The organism is Collinsella sp. TF09-1AT (genome assembly GCF_003436895.1).
Classification (GTDB): domain Bacteria; phylum Actinomycetota; class Coriobacteriia; order Coriobacteriales; family Coriobacteriaceae; genus Collinsella.
In genome coordinates this window covers 122,300-143,848 of sequence record NZ_QSRC01000006.1, presented here as the reverse complement: position 1 = coordinate 143,848, position 21,549 = coordinate 122,300, and the positions used below count along the sequence as shown (strand labels likewise).

19 protein-coding genes are annotated in these 21,549 nt (G+C 59.6%); all 19 read left to right on the top strand.

What is annotated here, in order from left to right; translation table 11 throughout:
- Position 1 precedes the first annotated feature (1 nt).
- The 19 genes from DXC90_RS07020 (at position 2) to DXC90_RS06930 (ending at position 21,098) form a co-directional block, all read left to right on the top strand.
- Positions 2–2,017 carry a dipeptide/oligopeptide/nickel ABC transporter permease/ATP-binding protein gene (locus DXC90_RS07020; RefSeq protein WP_117735351.1) on the top strand — a complete coding sequence of 672 codons (2,016 nt, stop codon included), beginning with the start codon at positions 2–4 and terminating at the stop codon, positions 2,015–2,017.
- Complete coding sequence (locus DXC90_RS07015; protein WP_006236159.1) at positions 2,018–2,845, top strand: ABC transporter ATP-binding protein; 828 nt, start codon at positions 2,018–2,020, stop codon at positions 2,843–2,845.
- Between the two features lie 80 nt (positions 2,846–2,925).
- Positions 2,926–3,903 (top strand): acetylxylan esterase, encoded by a 978-nt coding sequence (locus DXC90_RS07010; protein WP_117735350.1) that lies wholly within the window; start codon positions 2,926–2,928, stop codon positions 3,901–3,903.
- Positions 3,896–4,747 (top strand): acetylxylan esterase, encoded by an 852-nt coding sequence (locus tag DXC90_RS07005; RefSeq protein WP_117735349.1) that lies wholly within the window; start codon positions 3,896–3,898, stop codon positions 4,745–4,747. Before DXC90_RS07010 ends, DXC90_RS07005 begins: the two co-directional genes overlap by 8 nt.
- Before the next feature lie 68 nt (positions 4,748–4,815).
- Positions 4,816–5,736 (top strand): dihydrodipicolinate synthase family protein, encoded by a 921-nt coding sequence (locus tag DXC90_RS07000; protein ID WP_117735348.1) that lies wholly within the window; start codon positions 4,816–4,818, stop codon positions 5,734–5,736.
- A gap of 170 nt (positions 5,737–5,906) precedes the next feature.
- Complete coding sequence (locus tag DXC90_RS06995; protein WP_117735347.1) at positions 5,907–6,872, top strand: ROK family protein; 966 nt, start codon at positions 5,907–5,909, stop codon at positions 6,870–6,872.
- A gap of 70 nt (positions 6,873–6,942) precedes the next feature.
- Positions 6,943–7,629: an N-acetylmannosamine-6-phosphate 2-epimerase gene (locus DXC90_RS06990; protein ID WP_022094877.1), complete on the top strand. Its 687-nt coding sequence runs from the start codon at positions 6,943–6,945 to the stop codon at positions 7,627–7,629.
- Between the two features lie 101 nt (positions 7,630–7,730).
- On the top strand, positions 7,731–8,651 hold the full coding sequence (gene rapZ, locus DXC90_RS06985; protein ID WP_117735346.1) for an RNase adapter RapZ: 921 nt from the start codon (positions 7,731–7,733) through the stop codon (positions 8,649–8,651).
- Positions 8,652–8,657: 6 nt separating this feature from the next.
- Complete coding sequence (whiA, locus tag DXC90_RS06980; RefSeq protein WP_117735345.1) at positions 8,658–9,587, top strand: DNA-binding protein WhiA; 930 nt, start codon at positions 8,658–8,660, stop codon at positions 9,585–9,587.
- A gap of 193 nt (positions 9,588–9,780) precedes the next feature.
- Positions 9,781–10,806 (top strand): type I glyceraldehyde-3-phosphate dehydrogenase, encoded by a 1,026-nt coding sequence (gene gap / locus DXC90_RS06975; protein ID WP_117735344.1) that lies wholly within the window; start codon positions 9,781–9,783, stop codon positions 10,804–10,806.
- A 140-nt stretch (positions 10,807–10,946) separates the two neighbouring features.
- The gene (pgk, locus tag DXC90_RS06970) at positions 10,947–12,137 is read left to right on the top strand and encodes a phosphoglycerate kinase (RefSeq protein ID WP_117735343.1); all 1,191 of its coding nucleotides are present in this window, start codon (positions 10,947–10,949) and stop codon (positions 12,135–12,137) included.
- The gene (gene tpiA / locus DXC90_RS06965) at positions 12,130–12,897 is read left to right on the top strand and encodes a triose-phosphate isomerase (protein ID WP_117735342.1); all 768 of its coding nucleotides are present in this window, start codon (positions 12,130–12,132) and stop codon (positions 12,895–12,897) included. The genes pgk and tpiA overlap by 8 nt, the downstream gene beginning before the upstream one ends.
- A 5-nt stretch (positions 12,898–12,902) precedes the next feature.
- Positions 12,903–14,456, top strand: a complete 1,554-nt coding sequence (gene gpmI / locus DXC90_RS06960; protein ID WP_117735341.1) for a 2,3-bisphosphoglycerate-independent phosphoglycerate mutase — start codon at positions 12,903–12,905, stop codon at positions 14,454–14,456.
- Between the two features lie 155 nt (positions 14,457–14,611).
- Positions 14,612–14,866, top strand: a complete 255-nt coding sequence (gene secG / locus DXC90_RS06955) for a preprotein translocase subunit SecG (RefSeq protein WP_117735340.1) — start codon at positions 14,612–14,614, stop codon at positions 14,864–14,866.
- A gap of 290 nt (positions 14,867–15,156) precedes the next feature.
- Positions 15,157–16,833 (top strand): ABC transporter substrate-binding protein, encoded by a 1,677-nt coding sequence (locus tag DXC90_RS06950; RefSeq protein WP_117735339.1) that lies wholly within the window; start codon positions 15,157–15,159, stop codon positions 16,831–16,833.
- A 155-nt stretch (positions 16,834–16,988) separates the two neighbouring features.
- Entirely contained in the window at positions 16,989–18,026 is a 1,038-nt protein-coding gene (locus DXC90_RS06945) for an ABC transporter permease (RefSeq protein ID WP_117735338.1), read from the top strand.
- A gap of 14 nt (positions 18,027–18,040) precedes the next feature.
- Positions 18,041–18,976, top strand: coding sequence for an ABC transporter permease (locus tag DXC90_RS06940; RefSeq protein WP_117735337.1), 936 nt, complete (start codon positions 18,041–18,043; stop codon positions 18,974–18,976).
- A 2-nt stretch (positions 18,977–18,978) separates the two neighbouring features.
- A complete protein-coding gene (locus DXC90_RS06935; protein WP_117564867.1) occupies positions 18,979–20,070 on the top strand; it encodes an ABC transporter ATP-binding protein in 1,092 nt (363 codons plus the stop codon).
- Positions 20,070–21,098: an ABC transporter ATP-binding protein gene (locus tag DXC90_RS06930; protein ID WP_022094888.1), complete on the top strand. Its 1,029-nt coding sequence runs from the start codon at positions 20,070–20,072 to the stop codon at positions 21,096–21,098. The genes DXC90_RS06935 and DXC90_RS06930 overlap by 1 nt, the downstream gene beginning before the upstream one ends.
- Positions 21,099–21,549: the final 451 nt, after the last annotated feature.

Genomic DNA, 21,549 nt, shown 5'->3' with positions numbered 1-21,549 from the left:
TATGGTAAAGATTCGAGAGAAGCAAACCGAGCAGCTCGAGAAGGCTGCTTCCAAGGGGCTCAAGCTCGGTGGCTGGAAGAAGATGGCGCTATCTTCTAAGATTGCCGCCGTCGTGCTGGTGCTGGTCGCCCTGACTGCGATCCTGGCACCCCTGCTTGCCCCCTATAGCCCGGTCGATATTTTCACCGCGCGCCAGGCGCCTGGTGGCGGCTTTATCTTCGGTACCGACGACAAGGGCCGCGACATCCTTTCGCGTATGCTCTACGGCGGCCGTTACTCGCTGATCATCGGCTTTGGTGCTACCGCCATGGCTTTGGTCTGCGGCTCTGTTGTCGGCGCTCTTGCGGCGGTTTCGCGCAAGTCTGTCTCTGAGGCGATCATGCGTATCCTGGACATCATCATGTCCATCCCGGGTATCGCCCTCGCAGCCGTCTTCGTTTCCATCCTGGGCAATTCCGTGCCGTCGATCATCTTTGCGATCGGCTTTATGTACACCCCGCAGATCGCCCGTATCGTGCGCGCCAACATCGTGTCCGAGTACGGCGAGGACTATGTCCGCGCGGTCATCGTGTCCGGCGCCAAGGCTCCGTGGATTCTGATCAAGCATGTTCTGCGCAACTGCATCGCCCCGATCATGGTCTTTACCGTCACCCTGGTCGCAGACGCCATCATCTTCGAGGCTTCGCTGACCTTCATCGGCGCTGGCATCCAGGAGCCCACCGCTACGTGGGGCAACATTCTTGCCGACGCCCGCGGTGGCGTGCTCGCCGGCCGTTGGTGGCAGGCGCTGTTCCCGGGCCTGGCCATTATGATCACCTGCCTGGCACTCAACATCCTGTCCGAGGGCATTACCGACGCTATGGCCGCCGCTCCCTCCGCTGCCCTGGATCCGACCGATTCTTCCAAGCGCCGCGAGGCCGACCTGCTGGTCTCCGACCCCGTTCGTGCCTACAAGGAGCAGGCTCAGTCCCTCTCCGCTCGCCTTGGCGCCCTGCGCGATGTCGAGCTCAAGCGTAACGACCGCCACGTGCCCGATGAGTCTGTCGAGCCGATCCTTTCGGTCCGCGATTTCTGCATCCAGTTTGAGCACCACGGTGATATCAACGTCGTCGACCATGTCAACTTTGATGTCCGCCCCGGTCAGACCATGGGTCTGGTGGGCGAGTCCGGTTGCGGTAAGTCCATCACCACGCTGGCCATCATGGGCCTGACCGATGAGGACGAGCATCTTTCCGGCGAGGTCCTCTGGGAAGGCCGTGACCTGCTCAAGATGAGCAAGAAGGAGTGGTTCGGCCTGCGCGGTACCGATATCGCCATGGTTTATCAGGACGCTCTGTCCTCGCTCAACCCCTCGATGCTCATCTCCGCTCAGATGAAGCAGCTCACCAAGCGCGGCGGCACCCGCAGCGCCGAGGAGCTCCTGGAGCTCGTTGGCCTCGATCCCAAGCGTACGCTCGAGAGCTATCCGCACGAGCTTTCCGGCGGCCAGCGTCAGCGCGTCCTGATCGCTATGGCCCTTACCCGCGACCCCAAGCTGGTTATCTGCGACGAGCCCACGACCGCTCTGGACGTTACCGTCCAGAAGCAGGTCATCAAGCTGCTCAACGATCTTCAGGCCAAGCTCGGCTTTGCCATGATCTTCGTCTCGCATGACTTGGCTCTGGTCGCCGAGGTTGCCCATAACATCACGGTTATGTACGCCGGTCAGGTTATCGAGCAGGCGCCCACCAAGGAGCTGCTCACCAACCCGATTCACGAGTACACCCGCGGTCTTCTGGGCTCCGTTCTGTCCATCGAGAGCGGTTCGGGCCGCCTGCACCAGGTGCCCGGCGCCGTTCCGAGCCCGCGCGATTTCCCCAAGGGCGATCGCTTCGCGCCCCGCTCGAGCCATCCGCGCATTGGCCTGGACACCCGTCCGGTCTTCAAGCGCGTGCCTGGCACCGAGCACTTCTATTCCGAGCTCCCCGACGAGGTGCTCAAGGCAAATGGTTTGACCCCTCACGCGGAGGTGATGTAGATGAGCGAGACCGCAGTCAACGGCGTCGAGCCGATCATCTTCCTTGATGATGTTCACGTCACCTTTAGGACCCGTACCGGCTCGATTCTGCACCCCAACCTGGTTCACGCCGTCCAGGGTGTAACGATTAAGCTCATGCCCGGACAGACCATCGGCATCGTCGGCGAGTCCGGTTGCGGCAAGTCCACCACCGCCAACGTCATGTGCGGCCTGCAGGCCCCCACGAGCGGCAAGGTCTACTTTAAGGGCAAGGACGTTACCAAGCGTACCGCCGAGGACCGTCGCCACATGGGTCGCGTCATCTCGGTCGTGTTCCAAAACCCGGCCACGGCGCTCAACCCCCGCATGGTCGTTCGCGAGCAGTTGCTCGACCCCATGCGCGTCCACAACCTGGGCACCGAGGCAGAGCAGGAGAAGCGCGTCAAGGAGCTCCTGGAGCTTACCGGTCTGCCCAGCTCTGCCGCCGAGGTTCTTCCCGGCCAGCTTTCGGGTGGTCAGCGCCAGCGCGTGGCAATTGCCCGTGCCCTGTCGCTGAACCCCGACGCTATCATCGCCGATGAGCCCACCTCGGCTCTGGACGTTTCGGTCCGCGCGCAGATTCTCAACCTGCTGACCGACCTTAAGAAGGAGCTCGGCCTGGCCATGGTGTTCATTAGCCATGACATCCAGACGGTCCGCTATATATCCGACGACATCATCGTCATGAATGGTGGCAAGATCGTCGAGCAGGGCGAGGCCAAGCAGGTCTTCCAGCACCCCCAGGACCCCTACACCAAGATGCTGCTCGGCGCTGCGCCGTCGCTGCTGCACCCCAAGCTCGGCGAGTAAGTTCGCTTTCCCTCCCGTGCGCCCGGTTCCCTTGCCGGGCGCACCTCCGTTGCGATTTCGAAAGGTTGGGTTCACGAGCCATGCCAAGTGCTCAGGAGCTACAGCAGCAATTTGGTGAATATCGAGGCGCCATGCCCCGTCCATCAGATTTCGATTTCTTTTGGAAAGATCGCATGGCCGAGGCCGACGCCGTTGGGCTTGACTATGCGATTGAGGCGGCATCGGTCGCCGATGCTGTGACTTGCCAGCTTTTCGACCTCTGGTTTACCGGTATGTGCGGCGCCCGCCTGCATGCCAAGTACCTTAAGCCCGTCTCGGACGAGCCCGTGCCATTGGTGCTTCAGTTCCATGGGTATCCGGGTGCAAGCCGCAGCTGGTTTGAGCAGGCGTCGTTTGCTGGTATGGGCATGGCGCTGATCGCTCTCGATTGTCCTGGCCAAGGAGGTCCCTCCGAGGACATTGGTGGATTTGAGGGCACAACGGTCGCGGGCCATATCGTCGCCGGTATCGACGGCGACCCGGCCAACCTCTACTATGTCCGCTTGCATCAGGACATCCGCATCCTATGCCGTATCGTTCGCGAGCTCGAGGGCATCGATTTTGCCCGCGTATTTGTGAATGGCGCATCGCAGGGCGGCGGCTTGGGTATTGCGACCTGCGCGCTTAACAGCGAGCTTATCAATCGCGCCTCCATCCTCTATCCCTTCCTGTCGGATTTCCGCCTGGTCTGGGATTTGGATGCCGATGATATTGCCTACGAGGGCCTTCGCTATTGGTCGCGCTGGTTTGATGAGGACTCGATTCGTATTGATGAAGCCTATGCAAAGCTTGCGTACTTCGACTCCAAGAACTTCGCCCCCATGGTCAAATGCCCTGTGCTGTTTGGCACGGGAACTGCCGATATCGTTTGCCCGCCGGCAACGCAGTTTGCGGTCTACAACAACCTGACCTGCGAGAAACGCCATGAGTTCTTTGAGGGCTTTGGCCACGAGGAGATTCAGGACTTTGACGATCTGATCATTCCGTTTTTCTGCAAGGGAGGGGAGGCTCATGTCTAAGTGCGAAAGCAATGTCGATGAGCTGATTGTCCCCGAGCTTACGGGGATTCCCGGGACGGTTTCGTCAAAGCTCTCCGATTTCCGGGATTGGCGCGGCGATACTTCGGTGGATATTTCCGATTTGTGTACAGCCGTATCGAATCCTGAGGTTTGCGGGTTGACCGTTACGGCGATCGATTTCGCCAATCCGTGCGCGCGCTACTCCGAGGTCTCCTTTGAGGTCGGCGGGGATGTCGTACACGGCCGCCTGATTGAGCCCGCTGGTCGCGCCCGGACTTCCGAGCTTGTGCCGCTGTGCCTGATGTTCCATGACATTGACCGGCCCGTGCGTGGATGGCATCACATGACGAGGTTTGCCGCCATGGGATATGCCGTGCTTGCGCTGGACGATGATGTGATTGGGTACAGCGATCTGCAGCAGGGGATCACCTCGCCTGCTTTTGTCAAACGCATCCGTTGGGGCTGCGCGTTGTCGAAGGTCGCACGCAATCTTGACAGCGTGGATCCCGACCGTATGTTTGCATGGGGCGAGGGTCTTGGCGGAGGAGTCGCGCTGGCGGTTTGTGCTCTGGACGAGCGGGGCCTTGCCTGCGCGGCAGTTGCCAATCCGCTTCCCGGCGGCCTCGAGGCACTGTCGTCTCGGGTGCGCGGATCGGTACTCATGGGCACATCGCTCATGGATGCCGTGAGTGCTCCCAAGGGCCAATTTGCCGTATTCAACGGTCTTGAGTGTGACCGGAGGCATATCATCTATGCCAAATACGCTCATGAGCGCATCAATGCGTTCGAAAACGAAGTCGTCGACTTCTTTAACCAAACGTTCTACCCGTGTTCTTTGGCCTAGGCGGCCTGGACACTGCCAACAAGAGTGGGTGGCATAGGGCCGCCCGCTAGACAACTAAGGAGATTCTTGTGGCAACTCAGCAATTCACCGGCGTTATTCCCCCCGTCGTTGTTCCCGATACCGAAGACCATCAGCTCGACGTTGCCTCCTTTGAGCGCAGCATCAACCGCATGATCGACGCCGGCGTCGACGGCCTGTTCTTCTTGGGCTCTTCGGGCGAGGTCGTATTCTCCACCGACGAGCGTCGTCGCCAGATCATCGCCGAGGCCGTCCGTATCGTCGACCACCGTGTGCCTGTCCTGGTCGGCATCATCGATACCGAGACCGAGCGCATGATCGAGCACGGTAAGGTCGCTCAGGAACTGGGCGCCGATGCCCTCGTCGCCACCTGCCCGTTCTATGCCCTGCAGGGCATGACCGAGGTCGAGGAGCACTTCCGCATCCTGCACGAGGAGCTCGACCTGCCCATCTTTGCCTATGACATTCCCGTCTGCGTTCACACCAAGCTCCCCTGGAAGCTCCTTGCCAAGCTCGGCGCCGAGGGCGTCCTTGCTGGCGTTAAGGATTCCTCGGGTGATGACATCTCGTTCCGCTACCTCGTTCAGGAGAACGAGAAGAACGGCCATCCGATGAGCATCCTCACCGGTCACGAGGTCGTTGTCGACGGCGCTTACCTTGGTGGCGCCGACGGTTCCGTCCCGGGTCTCGCCAACGTTGAGCCCGAGGGCTACGTGCGTCAGTGGAAGGCCGCTCAGGCTGGTGACTGGGCTACCGTCAAGGCCGAGCAGGATCGCCTCAATGAGATTTCGCACATCTGGGATGTCACCTCGGGCGTCCAGGGCTATGCCGGTGGCGTCGGCGCCTTCAAGACCGCTATGAACCTCATGGGTATCTTCGACAGCCCGACCATGCCGCGCCCGGTGAAGGCCATGACCGGCGAGAACGTCGAGGCGATCAGGAAGGTTCTCCAGGACAACGGTCTGCTGTAAAGCTTCCCCAGGCACCCGATCTTGGGGCTCAAGTGGTCGGGCGTGACCCATTAGGTCAACGCCCGACCACTTTCGCCCCAACCTCGGGCAGCTGGGAAACCTTTATCAACCTGTGGCGATAATTCTGCCCTCATTTCCTGTAGTTGTTTTAATCTCCTAAGGAGAGCGACATGGAGAACAAGTACGTTTGCTCCGTCGATATCGGCGGCACCAAGATTGCGACTGCCATTATGGAGTATCCGACTGATGGCGGCGTGCCCCATCCGGTCTTTGAAGCTGAGGTTCCCACCGAGGCCCAAGAGGGCGGCGAGGCCGTCTTCCAGCGTATCGAGGCGTCCATCAAGGCTGCTCTCGAGGCGAATCCCGATGTCGAGGTCCTTGGCGTCGGTATCGGTGCCGCCGGCGTCGTCGATCCCAAGACGGGCGCCATCGCGTATGCCAATGAGATCATGCCCGGCTGGTCCGGCGTTCAGTTGGGGCCACGTCTGCGCGAGGACCTCGGTCTTCCCGTTGCCGTTGTAGGCGACGTGCAGGCTCATGCTCTGGGCGAGGCCCACTGGGGCGTCGGCAAGGGCAAGTTCTCCGTCTTGTGTCTTGGCATCGGTACGGGCATCGGCGGCGCATATGTCGAGAACGGCCGCGTGATGCAGGGCTTCCATGGTGCTGCTGGCCATATGGGCCACATCGAGTGCTCGGCTGCCGCCGGCATTCCCTGCGCCTGCGGGCGTTCTGGCCATCTGGAGTCGGTTGCTTCGGGCACTTCCATTGGTCGAATGTATGACGAGCGCTTTGGTCGCGTTGACCCCAGCCGTCCTTCGGTCGGCCGCGACGTAAACGACCTGTGCCGTGCGGGCGACGCAAAGGCGACCGAGGTCATCCATGACGCCGGCTTTGCGCTGGGTGCCAGCTTGGGCTCGCTCGCTAACATCCTGGACCCTGAGGTCATCGTGCTTTCGGGCGGCGTGATTCACCAAGGTCCCGATTGGCGTTCGCAGACATGGAAGGATTCGGTGCACGAGGGCTATGCCAGCCAGGCGCTCGATCCGCTTCAGGACACGCCGATCCTCATCGGTTCTCTGGAGGGCGATGCTCCGCTCATCGGTGCCGCTGAGCATCTTCTCGCCTCGTTGAAGTAAACGTATCTGCTGTAGGAGCCTCCCGAGACAACACGCCTCGGGAGGCTGTTCTGAGAAAGGTTGCAGCCTTATGACCGTCGATCCTTTGATTCAATCCCTGAAGGGCAAGCTCGTCGTGAGCGTTCAGGCGTATATGGGCGAGCCGCTTCGTACGCCCGAGACCATGGCGCAAATGTCTCGCGCTTGCGAGCTCGGCGGAGCCGCCGCTATTCGCTGCCAGGGCCTTGCCGACATTGCCGCCATTAAGGGTCGCTGTGAGGTTCCCGTCATCGGCCTGTGGAAGGATGGGCATGAGGGCGTCTACATCACGCCGACGCTGCGTCACGCCCGCGCCTGCGTCGCTGCCGGTGCCGATATCGTGGCGATCGACGCCACCGATCGTCCGCGCCCCGATGGCAAGACGGTCGAGGATACCTTCCGCCCGCTGCACGAGGAGGGTGTGCTCCTGATGGCGGACTGTGCCACCATCGAGGACATTCGCCGTGCGGTTGATATGGGCTTCGACCTGGTATCCACCACGCTCTCTCATGGTGTCGCCGCCATCGACTGCACCATGGCCGATGGCCCCGATCTGCCACTCCTGCGTCAGGCGACCGAGGAATTCCCCGGCCTTCCCATCATTTGCGAGGGTCGCGTGCATACGCCCGAGGAGGCTCGCGCCGCGATCGATGCTGGCGCCTGGGCCGTTGTCGTCGGCACCGCCATCACGCACCCCACGAGTATTACGAGTTGGTTCAAGGCTGCGCTTGAGGCGTAAGACAGGCCTCGTATCCGCTCGGGGCGGTATACTCAATATAGGCAATTGACCGCGCGGGATCCGGGTTGCTGGGTCCCGCGCTTGTTTTTAGGAGGCAGCACATGCAAAAGGGAGATGCCATGGATGCGGCGGAGCGCTCGGAGCGCATCCCCGATATCGTCATCATCACCGGAATGTCCGGATCGGGCCGAACGCAGGCCATGCATGTGTTCGAGGACATGGGTTACTTTTGCATCGACAACTTGCCTCCGCGTCTGATCGCCCAGCTTGCCGAACTCGTCGGCATCAATACGGGCGTGGGCAGGCATCTTGCCGTCACCTGCGATTTGCGTAGCCAGGGACTGTTTGACGAGTTACTCGATGCGGTCGCTGCGCTCGAAGAGCGCGAGATGAGCTGCGACATCGTGTTCCTGGAGGCTTCTGACGAGGTGCTGATCCGTCGTTATAGCGAAAACCGCCGCCGCCATCCCATTGCCAAGCCGGGGGAGACTACGGCCGACGCGATTCAGCGCGAGCGCCTGCAGCTGCAGGGTGTGCGCGATCGAGCCGATATGATCATCAACACGAGCCGCCTGCGCACCTCTGCCCTGCGCAACAAATTGCGCATGGCGTTCTCCGAGTTGTCCGACCAGCAGCTCATGGACGTTCACGTGTTCTCGTTTGGCTTTAAGCACGGTATGCCCGTCGAGGCAGACATCATGATCGACGTTCGCTTCCTGCCCAATCCGTTCTACGATCCCGAGATGCGCACCATGACCGGTCTCGATAAGAAAGTCTCCGACTTTGTTCTGGACCATCCTAAGACCCAGGAGTTCTGGAAGGCCTGGACGCAGCTGCTCGATACGGTCATGCCCGGCTATATCGCGGAGGGCAAGCCGCAACTTTCTATTGCCATCGGTTGCACGGGCGGCCAACACCGCAGCGTTGCCATCGCCGAGGCCACGGCACGTTATTTGGAAGGCGCCCAGTATCACGTGAGCATTTCCCATCGCGACCTGTCGCGCGCGAACACGAAAGCATAGGCCTGCATGTCGTTTACCGCGGAGGTGCGTGACGAGCTCGCGCGCTGCGAACCCGAATGTGAATACTGTGATTTGTCGACGCTTGCCGCCCTGACGCGTGTGAGCGGTACACTTTCGCTGGCCGGCTCCGGGCGGTATCGTTTGACGGTCGCGACCGAGACGGGCGCCGTCGCGCGCACGATGATCACACTGACGCATCGCATCCTTAAGCTCAAAACGGAATTCACCGTTCGTAAATCGGTCTTGCATAAGGTCCGTAACTATCTCATTACCCTGCCCGATCAACCCGACCTGGACAAGGCTCTGGTGCTGCTGGGCATTCTCGACCGCAGGGGAGGGCTCGTCGCCGGTGTTCCCCGGCACATCGTTGCCCGTCCCTGCTGCAGGCTTGCCTACATCCGCGGCGCGCTCATCGCTGGCGGTTTCGTGGCCGATCCCCGCGGCGACTTTCATTTGGAGATCGCGGTGCAGGGCGAGCAGTATGCCCGGGGACTCTGCGATCTATTGGAGCAGATCGGGGTCCATGCGCGCGTTAACGCGCGGCGCGGATCCTTTGCTGTCTACATTAAGAGCGCCGAGGAGATCGAGCATCTTTTAAAGCTGATTGGTGCCAAGCGCAGCGTTGCCGAGATTGAGGAAGCGCGCGCGGTCAAGTTGGTTAAGAACGATGTGAACCGTCGCGTGAATGCCGAGCTCGCCAACCAGACCAGAAGCGCCGGTGCTGCCCAACATCAGCTTGCGTTGATCGATGAGCTCGAGCAGCGTGGCCTTCGCGATGAGCTTCCGGATGCATTGGCGGTCTTTTGCGACCTGCGCGAGCGCTACCCCGATCTGTCGCTGCGTGATTTGGGGGAGATGGCTGACCCTCCCTTGTCGAAGTCGGCCCTCTACCATCGAGTTTTGAGGCTTGAAAAGCTCATTGAAGCAAACAGGTAGTTTAAAGTATAGACTTATATACGGATTTAGCTGCTATTTTATTCTTTAAAACGTTTTAACGTAAATTTGATTTTCAATTTCGACCATTCTCGTGAAATTCAAGTCCAAAAAAAGGTATATTAGGCGAGTGGTTAGTTTGTGGGCCTCAACGGCAGGCGCTGTAGCTTGCGGGGGCCTTACGAAAGGAGACACAATGGCAGTAAAGGTTGCTATTAACGGCTTCGGTCGCATCGGTCGTCTGGCCTTCCGTCAGATGTTCGGTCATGAGGGCTCCGAGATCGTCGCTATCAACGACCTCACCTCTCCCGACATGCTCGCTTACCTGCTGAAGTACGACTCCACGCAGGGCAACTACGCTCGCGATCACGAGGTCGTTGCTGGCGAGGATTCCATCACCGTTGACGGCAAGGAGATCAAGATCTACAAGGAGGCCGACGCCAACAACCTGCCTTGGGGCGACCTCGACGTCGACGTCGTTCTCGAGTGCACCGGCTTCTACACCAGCAAGGCTAAGGCTCAGGCCCACATCAACGCTGGCGCCAAGAAGGTCGTCATCTCCGCTCCGGCTGGCAGCGATCTGCCCACCATCGTGTACAACGTCAACCACGAGACGCTGACCGCTGAGGACAACATCATCTCTGCTGCTTCCTGCACCACCAACTGCCTCGCCCCGATGGCCAAGGGTCTGAACGACTTCGCTCCCATCGTGTCCGGCATCATGACCACCATTCACGCCTGGACTGGCGACCAGATGCCGCTCGACGGCCCGCAGCGCAAGGGCAACAAGCGTCGTAGCCGCGCCTGCGCCGTCAACATCGTCCCCAACTCCACCGGTGCTGCCAAGGCTATCGGCCTGGTTCTCCCCGAGCTCAACGGTAAGCTCATCGGTGCCGCTCAGCGCGTCCCGACGCCGACCGGCTCCATCACCAACCTCTACGCTGTCGTTGACAAGAAGGTCACTGTCGACGAGGTCAACGCTGCTATGAAGGCCTACGCTGCCACCATCTCCGAGACCTTCGGTTACAACGAGGACGACATCGTCTCCACCGACATCATCGGCGAGACCCACGGCTCCATCTTCGACGCCACTCAGACCATGTGCTCTGACCTCGGCAACGGCCAGACCCTCGTTCAGGTCACCTCTTGGTATGACAACGAGAACTCTTACACCTCTCAGATGGTCCGCACCATCAAGTACTTCGAGAAGTTCGTTGCTTAATTTAGCTTTTAGCGAATAGCTCGTTGAGCGTCTAAAGAAGGGCGCGGCCTTATAGGGCTTACACCCTAAGGTCGCGCCCTTTTTATAGGAAATCGTCTGCCGTAATGGAAGGCAGACACGTACGAAAGGTAGAAGCAAACATGGCCTTTACCAAGAAGACCGTCCGCGACATCGATGTCGACGGCAAGCGCGTTCTCGTCCGCGTTGACTTCAACGTGCCTATCAAGGATGGCGTCGTTGGCGACACCACCCGCATCAAGGCTGCCCTGCCCACCATCAACTATCTCGTTGAGCACAATGCTCGCGTCATCCTCATGAGCCACCTCGGCCGTCCTGAGGGCACCGGCTTCCAGCCCGAGCTGTCCCTCGAGCCCGTCGCCAAGAAGCTCGCTGAGCTCTCTGGTCTCGACGTTGCCTTCGTCGCCGACACCTATGGCGAGAAGGCCGCCGAGGCCGTCGCCGCCGTCGAGCCGGGCAAGGTCCTCGTTCTCGAGAACGTCCGTTTTGACAAGCGTGAGAAGAAGAACGATCCCGAGATCGCCAAGATCCTCGCTTCCTATGGCGACGTCTTCGTCCTCGATGCCTTTGGCACCGCTCACCGCGCCCAGGGTTCCGTTGTGGGCCCCGCCGCTTACCTGCCCGCAGTCGCTGGCTTCCTGCTCGAGAAGGAGGTCGACACGCTGACCGGCATCTTCGCCGAGCCCGAGCGCCCCTTCGTCGCTATCGTCGGCGGTTCCAAGGTTTCCTCCAAGATTGGCGTTCTCGATCACCTCATCGACTCCGCTGATACCCTGATCATCGGTGGCGGCATGGCCTACACCTTCTTCCTGGCTCAGGGCCTGACCGTCGGTCAGTCCCTCAAGGAAGAGGACTGGGTCGAGCGCGCTGGCGAGATGCTCAAGAAGGCCGAGGAGAAGGGCGTCAAGATCCTGCTCCCCATCGACAACCGCGTTGCCGATCACTTTGGCGAGGACGCTGTCCCCGAGGTTGTCGCTTCCGACGCTATCCCCGATGACCGCGAGGGCATGGACATCGGTCCCAAGACCGAGGAGCTCTACGCCGAGGCCGTCAAGGGCGCCAAGACTGTGTTCTGGAATGGCCCCATGGGCGTCTTCGAGTTCGACAACTTCGCTCACGGCACTCAGGCTATCGCCGAAGCTGTCGCCGAGGCCGACTGCACCTCGATCATCGGCGGCGGCGACTCTGTCGCAGCTGTCAACAAGTTCAACCTGGCCGACAAGATGAGCTGGATCTCCACCGGTGGTGGCGCTTCCATGGAGCTCGTCGAGGGTAAGGCCCTGCCCGGAGTGGAGGCGCTTCTCGATGCCTAATCGCACCCTTCTTATCGCTGGTAACTGGAAGATGAACAACGACGTCGCCGAGGCCGCCAAGCTCGCCGACGAGCTGGCTCGGGCTCTGCCCGAGGTTCCGGCTGGCGTCGAGGTGCTCGTGTGCCCTCCGACCATCGACATCACCACGGTTCATGACCGCATTCAGGCTGCCCCCATTGCCCTCGGTGCACAGAACGTGTACTGGGAGGCCAAGGGTGCCTTCACCGGTGAGTCCTCTTGCGACATGCTCAAGTCCGCTGGCTGCACCTACTGCATCATCGGTCACTCCGAGCGTCGCGACTACTTCCACGAGACCGATGAGGACCAGAACAAGAAGGCCAAGGCTCTCGTTGCCGCTGGTCTTGTTCCCGTCTTCTGCTGCGGCGAGTCCCTCGAGGTCCGCGAGGCTGGCACCTATGTCGAGCACGTCGTGAACCAGGTCAAGGCTGGCCTTGCTGGTCTTGAGATCACCTGCCCCAAGCAGGTCGTCGTCGCTTACGAGCCCATCTGGGCCATCGGCACCGGCAAGACCGCTACCGCTGAGGACGCTCAGGAGGTCTGCGGCGCTATCCGTGAGACCCTCAAGGAGATGTTCGGCGAGGAGCTCGCTAACGGCATCCGCGTTCTCTATGGTGGCTCTGCCAAGCCCGGCAACATCGCCGAGCTCGTCGCCAAGCCCGACGTTGACGGCGCCCTCGTGGGCGGCGCTTCGCTCAAGGCTGCCGACTTCGCCTCTATGGTCGTCAAGGCAGGCGAGTAGGACATATGGCACAGCGTCACCTTCCTGCACTCCTGATCATCATGGATGGCTGCGGCCTGGCTCCGGCCGATGGCGAGAACGCCGTCGCCGCTGCCAAGACGCCCTTCCTTGATAGCCTGTACGAGAAGTATCCTCACACCACGCTCGGCGCTTCGGGCGAGGACGTGGGCCTTCCCGACGGCCAGATGGGCAACTCCGAGGTGGGCCACCTCAACATCGGTGCCGGCCGCATCGTCTTCCAGGAACTTTCGCGCATCAACAACGCCATCAAGGATGGCTCCATCGCCAAGAACGAGGTTTTCGTCAAGGCTATGGACGATGTCAAGGCCGAGGGTAAGACCCTTCACCTTATGGGCCTTATGAGCCCTGGCGGCGTTCACTCCCACATGAACCACGTCGAGGCTCTGGTCAAGATGGCTGCCCAGCATGGGATCAAGACCGTTCGCGTTCACGCCTTTATGGATGGCCGCGACGTCGATCCGCAGTCCGGTGCCGGCTACATGAGCGAGTTCTGCGCCTTCCTGGCTAAGATCTCCGAGGAGACCGGTTGCGACGCTCGTGTTGCCACCGTCTCGGGCCGTTATTGGGCCATGGACCGCGATAATCGTTGGGAGCGCATCCAGCGCGCCTACGACGTCATGGTCAACGCGTCCGATGCCGATACCGACCCCGTTGCCGGTATCAAGGCCTACTACGAGAAGGACCCGCGCGGCGACGAGTTCGTCGAGCCCTTCGCTGCCCACAACGAGGGCATCCACGAGGGCGACGCGGCCATCTTCTTCAACTTCCGTCCCGACCGCGCCCGTCAGATGACCCGCGTTTTCACGGACAAGGAGTTCGACGGCTTTGAGCGTGAGCAGATCAAGCTTTCGCACTTTGTGACGATGACCGAGTACGATCCGACGTTTGACGTTGATGTCGCCTTCCCCAAGACGTTCCCCGAGAACGTCCTGGCCGACGTCATCGCAGCCAATGGCTTGAAGCAGCTGCACACCGCCGAGACCGAGAAGTACGCCCACGTGACGTTCTTCCTCAACGGTGGCATCGAGGAGCCCAAGGAGGGCGAGGAGCGCGTGCTCGTCGCTTCCCCCAAGGTTGCTACCTACGATCTGCAGCCCGAGATGAGCGCTCCCGAGGTTACCGAGAAGCTCGTCTCCGCTATTAACGAGGATCGCGCTGACTTCTACATCGTGAACTTCGCGAACTGCGACATGGTTGGTCACACCGGCGTGTTCGATGCTGCCGTCAAGGCTGTCGAGGCCGTTGACGAGGCTCTCTCCAAGGTTGTCCCGGCGATTCTCGCCAAGGGCGGCTTTGCGCTGATCACCGCCGACCATGGCAACGCCGACCACATGTTTGACGTCGCTACCGACGGTTCCAAGCATCCGTTTACGGCTCACACCACCAACCGTGTGCCGTTCATCATCGTTGATGAGAAGGCCAAGCTTACCGGTATCGAGGACGGTCGTCTCTCCGATATCGCTCCGACCATGCTCACCATGGCTGGTCTTGAGCCTTCCGCCGAGATGACGGGTCGCGTGCTCGCCACCGAGGCCTAAAGAAAACAACTAACGTTTTCTTGTAAGGGGGTTGTCCACGTCCGGGCAACCCCCTTTTGCGCTATTTCTACCCCGTCCCCAAATGGCAGATGGGGGAGTGCTCGAGGTTGTGGTACAGTACTGGAGTTTGAATTGTTCTATTAAGGAGCTTATCTATGGGTCCGTTCCAGATTCTTCTGTTTGTCGTTTGGGCTGTGTCTGCCGTGGCGCTGACGATTCTCGTTCTGATGCACTCCGGTAAGGGCACTGGTGTTTCGGATATGATCGCCAGCTCTCTGTATAATTCCACCTCTGCCACGGGCGTTATGGAGCAGAACCTGGACCGCCTGACCGTTATCATGGCTGTCGTGTTTGCCGTGTGCGTCGTGCTGTGCATGTTCTTCTTCCCCCAGGGCATCGTGGGCTACTAAGCTCGAGTTGCATATACGCTTGAAAAGGGTTCCGCAAGTGCGGGACCCTTTTTGTTTACATGTTTGTAACAGGGTCAAAATATCCCCACATACTTCGCCTAACTAAAGAAATTCTCGACCGTTAACCGGAATCAGCGCCAAATTGTGCATAAAATGCGCTACTGTATTGAAAACGTTGGCCCGCATTGCATAACCAGCCATAACGGCGGACCGCGTTTGAATGGTTCGATCGGGTTGTCTCGACGTTGCCCAATCGAATTCACTTTGTCCTATCTCATAAGGAGGATGGCATGGCTGATTCTATGTTCCACCAGCCCGTTATGGGTCGTCGCGCCTTTGTTGGCGGCACCCTCGCTGCGAGCTCCATGGCTTTTCTTGCCGCATGCGGCAAGAAGGGCGGCGACGCTTCCGGTTCTGAGTCCGGTTCGACGCTGAACTTCTACATTAACAACCCGGTTTGCATCGACCCCTACAACGTCCAGGAGGATCAGGGCACTCAGGTCAACTACCAGCTGTTCGATGCTCTGACCACCTACGACAACGAGAAGGGCGAGATTGTCCCGCTGGCTTGCGAGTCCTTCGAGGCCAACGATGACGCCACCGAGTTCACCTTCAAGATCAAGAAGGCCAAGTTCCACAACGGTGACGACGTTACCTCCAAGTCCTTCAAGCTCGGTTGGGAGCGTCTGGTCAACACCAAGTCGGCCATCGCTACCGAGTATGGTCCTTCCGAGGTCTCCTATCACCTTTCCATGGTCGAGGGCTATGACGATCTGCTTGCCGGTAACGCTACTGAGCTCAGCGGTGTTACTTGCCCCGACGATGAGACCCTCGTCGTCAAGCTGTCTTCCGCTTACGCCGACTTCCCCTTCGTCGCATCTCACCCTGCTCTGGCCCCGGTTCCCGAGTGCGCCGAGTCCGATGTCAAGAGCTTCTACCTCGCCCCGATCGGTAACGGCCCGTTCATGATGGACGGCAAGTGGGAGGATGGTCAGGAGATCAACCTCAAGAAGTTCGACGATTACTATGGCGACAAGGCCAAGATCGATGGCATCCACTTCCAGGTCATCAAGGACATGGAGACCGCTTACAAGGAGTTCCAGGCCGGTAACCTCGATGTCTGCGACGTTCCCGTTGCTCAGATCGACGCCGCCAAGAAGGATCGCGGCGTGTCCAAGGACGGCTACACCATGGGTGACGGCGAGCGCATGCTGCTCGGCGCCGAGCCTTCCACGTACTACCTGACCTGCAACAACACGGCCGAGCCGTTCAATAACGCTGACCTGCGTAGGGGCATCTCCCTGGCCATCAACCGTGAGGCCATCTGCAAGACCATCTTCAAGGGCACCCGTACCCCCGCTGACGGCATCGTTCCTCCGGGAATCGCCGGCTACAAGGAGGGCGCATGGGAGTTCTGCGAGTACAACGTTGATAAGGCCAACGAGTACCTCGACAAGGTTGCTCCTGCCGGCGCCAACGGCGACCGCGGCATCAACGTGACCCTGTCCTACAACCAGGACGGTGGACACAAGGAGATCATGGAGTCCATCATCGGTGACCTCGCCAAGGTGGGCGTTACCGCTACTTCCGATACCCCTGAGTGGTCTGCCCTGCTCGAGCAGTATCAGAACTTTAACTATCAGTTCGGTCGTCTGGGCTGGATCGCCGACTACCCGATCATGGACAACTTCCTGTACCCGCTGTTCCACTCCGACTCCCTCGGCGGCGACAACCGTTCCGGTTACAGCAACCCCGAGTTCGACGCTAAGGTTGACGAGGCTCGTACCACGGTTGACGACGATGAGCGTATCGCCAAGATGCAGGAGGCCGACGCTATGGTCGCTGCCGACTGCCCGGTCATCCCGGTGATGTTCTACACGCACACCATCGCCGGCTCCGATCGCATCAAGCACCTCTATGTTGATCCGCAGAAGCACGCCGATCTGGGTACCGCTGAGCTCGCCTAAGAGTTGCAGCTTCCGTGAGGGTCAAGTATTTACGTAGACCTCATGGGAAACATACAGTTCCCCCTAACCTGGGGTAAACTGGCTGATGGTAATTTTGGGATGCCGGTCTGGCGATCGGCATCCCATTTAGGTTAATCCCTAGATAGGGGAGTGGTATGGGTAAGTACATCGTTAAACGTGTGCTTCAGTTCATCCCGGTGTTTTTGGGCGTCACGCTGATTCTGTTCGCCCTCCAGAATATCGTGCCGGGAGATCCGATCAAGCTGATCGGTGGAGACAAGGCTCTGTCCCCCGAGGTGGAGCTTCAGCTTCGCGTTCGCTATCACCTGGTCCAGTCGGACGAGGATGGCAACGCGATTCTTGACGAGAACGGCGACCCCGTTCAAACGTCGCTCGTGGACCGTTACTTGTATTACATGAACGGCCTGCTTCATGGCGATCTGGGTAATTCGTATCAGCGCAAGCTGCCGGTTACGGAAATCTTTGCCCAGAAGTATCCGTATACGGTCAAACTTGCCGCGTGCGCCATCGTGCTCGAGGCAATCATGGGTATCGGTGCGGGTATCATTTCGGCAGTAAAGCGTTACTCCTTCTGGGATATTTTGGTAACGCTGACCACGTCGATCCTCGTTGCCGTTCCTGCCTTCTGGCTCGGTATGTTGTTGCAGCTGTTCTTTGGTGTCATCCTCAAGGATGCCACCGGCGGCGCTTTCTCCATGCCGATCTCGGGTGCTGGTGGTTCCAGCTCTCAGTATCAGGATTGGATGCACTATGTGCTTCCGACCATTACGCTGGCTTCGGTTTCGACCGCCTATGCTGCCCGCATCATGCGCTCGCAGCTGCTCGACGTCATGAACCAGGATTACATCCGCACAGCAAAGGCCAAGGGTCTCTCCAATCGTGCGATCATCATCAAGCATGCGCTTAAGAATGCACTCATCCCCGTCGTTACCTATATTGGTGTCGACTTCGGCGCCATGCTTTCGGGCGCCATCCTGACCGAGACGGTCTTTAACTGGCCCGGTATTGGCTATGAGGTCTACCGCGCCATCAGCATGCGCGACTGGCCCATCGTGATGGGCGGCGTTACGCTCATCGTTGTCGTCGTTATGGTGATCAACCTGCTCGTCGACATTAGCTATGCATTCCTCGACCCGCGCATCCGCCTTGGCGGTCCGTCGGATAAGGCTTAAGGGAGGTACGTCTCATGCAGGAAACTGATTCTCAGTCTCAGGGGCAGGCTACCGCCACCAAGGCCGCATCTGCTCCCGCCAAGTCCCGCACGCTGTGGGGCGACGCTTTCAAGCGTCTTCGTAAGAACAAGCTCGCCGTTATCGGTGTCTGCTGGATCATCATCGTTGTTGTGGTTGCCCTGACCGCCGATTTGTGGGCTAAGCCCTGGCTCGGTTCGCCGACGGCCTCCGACTCGACTACCATGGCCGAGACTTCGCTGTTGGCTCCGTGTGCCGAGCACCCGTTTGGCACCGACTCCCTTGGTCGTGACATTCTCGTCCGTGTTATCTACGGTGCACGCGTTTCGCTCTCCGTCGGTATTATGGCCACCGCCATCTCCACGGTGATCGGTCTGGTCATGGGCGCCCTCGCCGGTTTCTATGGTGGCATCTGGGATACGATCATCATGCGCTGCGCGGACATCTTCCTGGCGTTCCCGTACGTCCTATTCGTTGTCGCCATGATCGCCGTTATCGGCCGTGGTCTTCAGAACGTCTTTATCGCCATCGGTATTCTCGGCTGGCCTTCGATTGCGCGCGTCTTCCGATCCGCGATCCTGACGGTCAAAGAGAACGACTATGTTGACGCCGCTCGCGCTATGGGTGCATCCGATGCCCGTATCGTTATGCGCCATATCTTCCCGAACTCCGTTGCTTCTATCGTGGTCTACGCGACCATGAACATTGGTGGCGCTATTCTGACCGAGTCCGCTCTGTCCTTCCTTGGCATGGGCGTTATCCCGCCTACGCCTTCGTGGGGCTCCATGATTCAGGACGGTCAGCAGTATCTTCTGACTGCTCCCTGGATGATGATCATGCCCGGTCTGGCAATTCTCTCGACGGTGCTCGCCTTCACTCTACTTGGTGACGGTCTGCGCGACGCCCTCGACGTCAAGATGAAGGACGCATAAGGATGAAGAAGAACAAGAACTATGTGGACCTGAAGGACCAGCCGGTTCCCGAGGGCCAGCATCTGCTCGAGGTCGATGACCTTAAGATGTATTTCCACACCGAGGATGGCGTCGTTCGCGCCGTCGATGGTGTGTCCTACACGCTCGATCGCGGTGAGACCCTGGGTGTCGTCGGTGAGTCCGGCTCTGGTAAGTCCGTGACCGCCATGACCATCATGGGCCTTATCTCGATGCCTCCGGGAAAGATTGAGGGCGGTGACGTTCGCTATCGCGGTCGTTCCATCCTCGAGATGACCGAGGAAGAGATGCAACACATTCGCGGTAACGATATCGCGATGATCTTCCAGGATCCTATGACCTCCCTTAACCCGGTCTATAAGATCGGTAAGCAGGTGGGCGAGGGCCTTCGTCTGCACCGTGGCTACTCCAAGCAGGAGGCGCTCAAGCGCGCCACCGAGCTTTTGGACCTCGTTGGTATCCCCGAGCCCGAGAAGCGCGTCAACGAGTATCCGCACCAGTTCTCCGGCGGCATGCGTCAGCGTGTCATGATCGCTATGGCTCTTGCCTGCGATCCCGATATTCTGATTGCCGACGAGCCCACGACTGCTCTGGACGTTACCATTCAGGCTCAGATTATCGAGCTCATGCAGGAGATGCAGGAGAAGAACGGCAACGCCATTATCATGATTACCCATGACCTGGGTGTTGTCGCCGATATGGCCGATAAGATCATGGTTATGTACGCCGGTCGTCCCGTCGAGTTCGGTACTGCTGAGGAAATCTTCTACGAGAGCCGCCATCCCTACACCTGGGGTCTTATCCGCTCCATCCCGGAGCAGGCTATCGATGAGAAGAAGCCGCTTACGCCGATTCACGGCAACCCGCCCTCGCTCATGAACCTGCCCGAGGGTTGCGTGTTCTCGCCTCGTTGCCCCTATGCGACGGACAAGTGCCGCAAGCAGCGCCCCGAGCGCGTTGTTACCGAGTCTGGTCATTACTCTGCGTGCCACTACTCCGGTGACCCCGAGTTCCTCAAGAACGCTCCTGAGACGTCCCGTACCCGCAAGGATTCCAAGAAGGGAGGCGAGGCGTAATGGCAGATACCAACGAGCGTACTCCGCTGCTTAAGGTCGAGCACCTCTCTAAGGAGTTCCCCGCTGAGTCCGGCATGTTCGCCAAGCGCTTCTCCAAGCGTGTCGTCTCTGCTGTGAATGACATTTCGTTCGAGATTTATCCGGGCGAGACCTTTGGCCTGGTCGGCGAGTCTGGCTGCGGTAAGTCCACCACGGGCCGCACCATCATGCGCCTGACCAAGCCGACGGCAGGCAAAGTGTTCTTCCAGGGCAAAGACGTTGCCGAGATGAGCAAGCACGAGATCAAGGATATGCGTCGCGAGATGCAGTTCATCTTCCAGGACCCCTATGCTTCGCTCAACCCTCGCATGACCATCGGCGAGATTGTTTCTGAGCCCATGACCATTCATGGCGTGGGTACCAAGGAAGAGCGTATCGAGCGCGTCCGCGAGCTGCTGGACGTCGTCGGTCTGAACCCCGAGCACATCAACCGCTATCCGCACGAGTTCTCGGGCGGCCAGCGCCAGCGTGTCGGCATCGCCCGCGCGTTCGCTCTGAAGCCCAAGCTGATCATCTGCGACGAGCCCGTCTCTGCACTTGACGTATCCATTCAGGCCCAGGTTCTGAACCTTCTTAAGGAGCTCCAGGACAAGTTCGGTACGGCTTATCTCTTCATTGCTCACGACCTCTCTGTCGTGCAGCACATTTCTGATCGCGTTGCCGTTATGTATCTGGGCAAGATGGTCGAGGTTTCGGACTGGAAGACGCTCTACAGTGAGCCGCACCACCCGTACACGCAGTCGCTGCTGTCTGCTGTGCCGGTGCCCGATCCGGATATCCAGAAGACCCGCAAGCGCATCATTCTCGCTGGCGATCCGCCGTCGCCGCTGGATCCGCCGACCGGATGCCGTTTCCACACGCGCTGCCCGATCGCGCAGGGCATCTGCTCCGAGAAGCTTCCTGAGTTTAAGGAAGTTGCCCCGGGTCACTGCTGCGCGTGCCACTTCGCCGAGCCGTTCCCGATCAAGGAATCGCACATCGACCTGTAGTCGGTAAACGGCAGGGTCCTTGCTGGGGTTACTTTTCAGAACGTCCTCGGACATGCAAGAAGCCCTCGCTGCGCACTTCGTGCGGCGAGGGCTTCTTGCGTCCTGCGGAGTGTTCTGAAAAGTAACCCCAGCAAGGACCCTGCGTTAACTCGGCTGAGGGGAGGGCGATTCCTTGATCGCTCACTTAATCTAATGGGAAATTGAGTGAGGCCGGAGCTTTGGCTCCGGCCTCTTTTTATAAGGGCTCGGCTTTGCCGAGCCACTATCTTTTTATCAGCCTCAGAACATGTTTGGGAATTGTGCTTGGAGAATGTGGCTGTAGGTCCCGAATCGGTGTTGCCTCCCGGCGCATTCCGCAGGGGGAGCGATATTTTGCAGCACGAAGTGCAAAGCAAAATATCGCTCATGCCCGAGGACGCGCCGGGAGGCAATACCGATTCGGGACCGGACA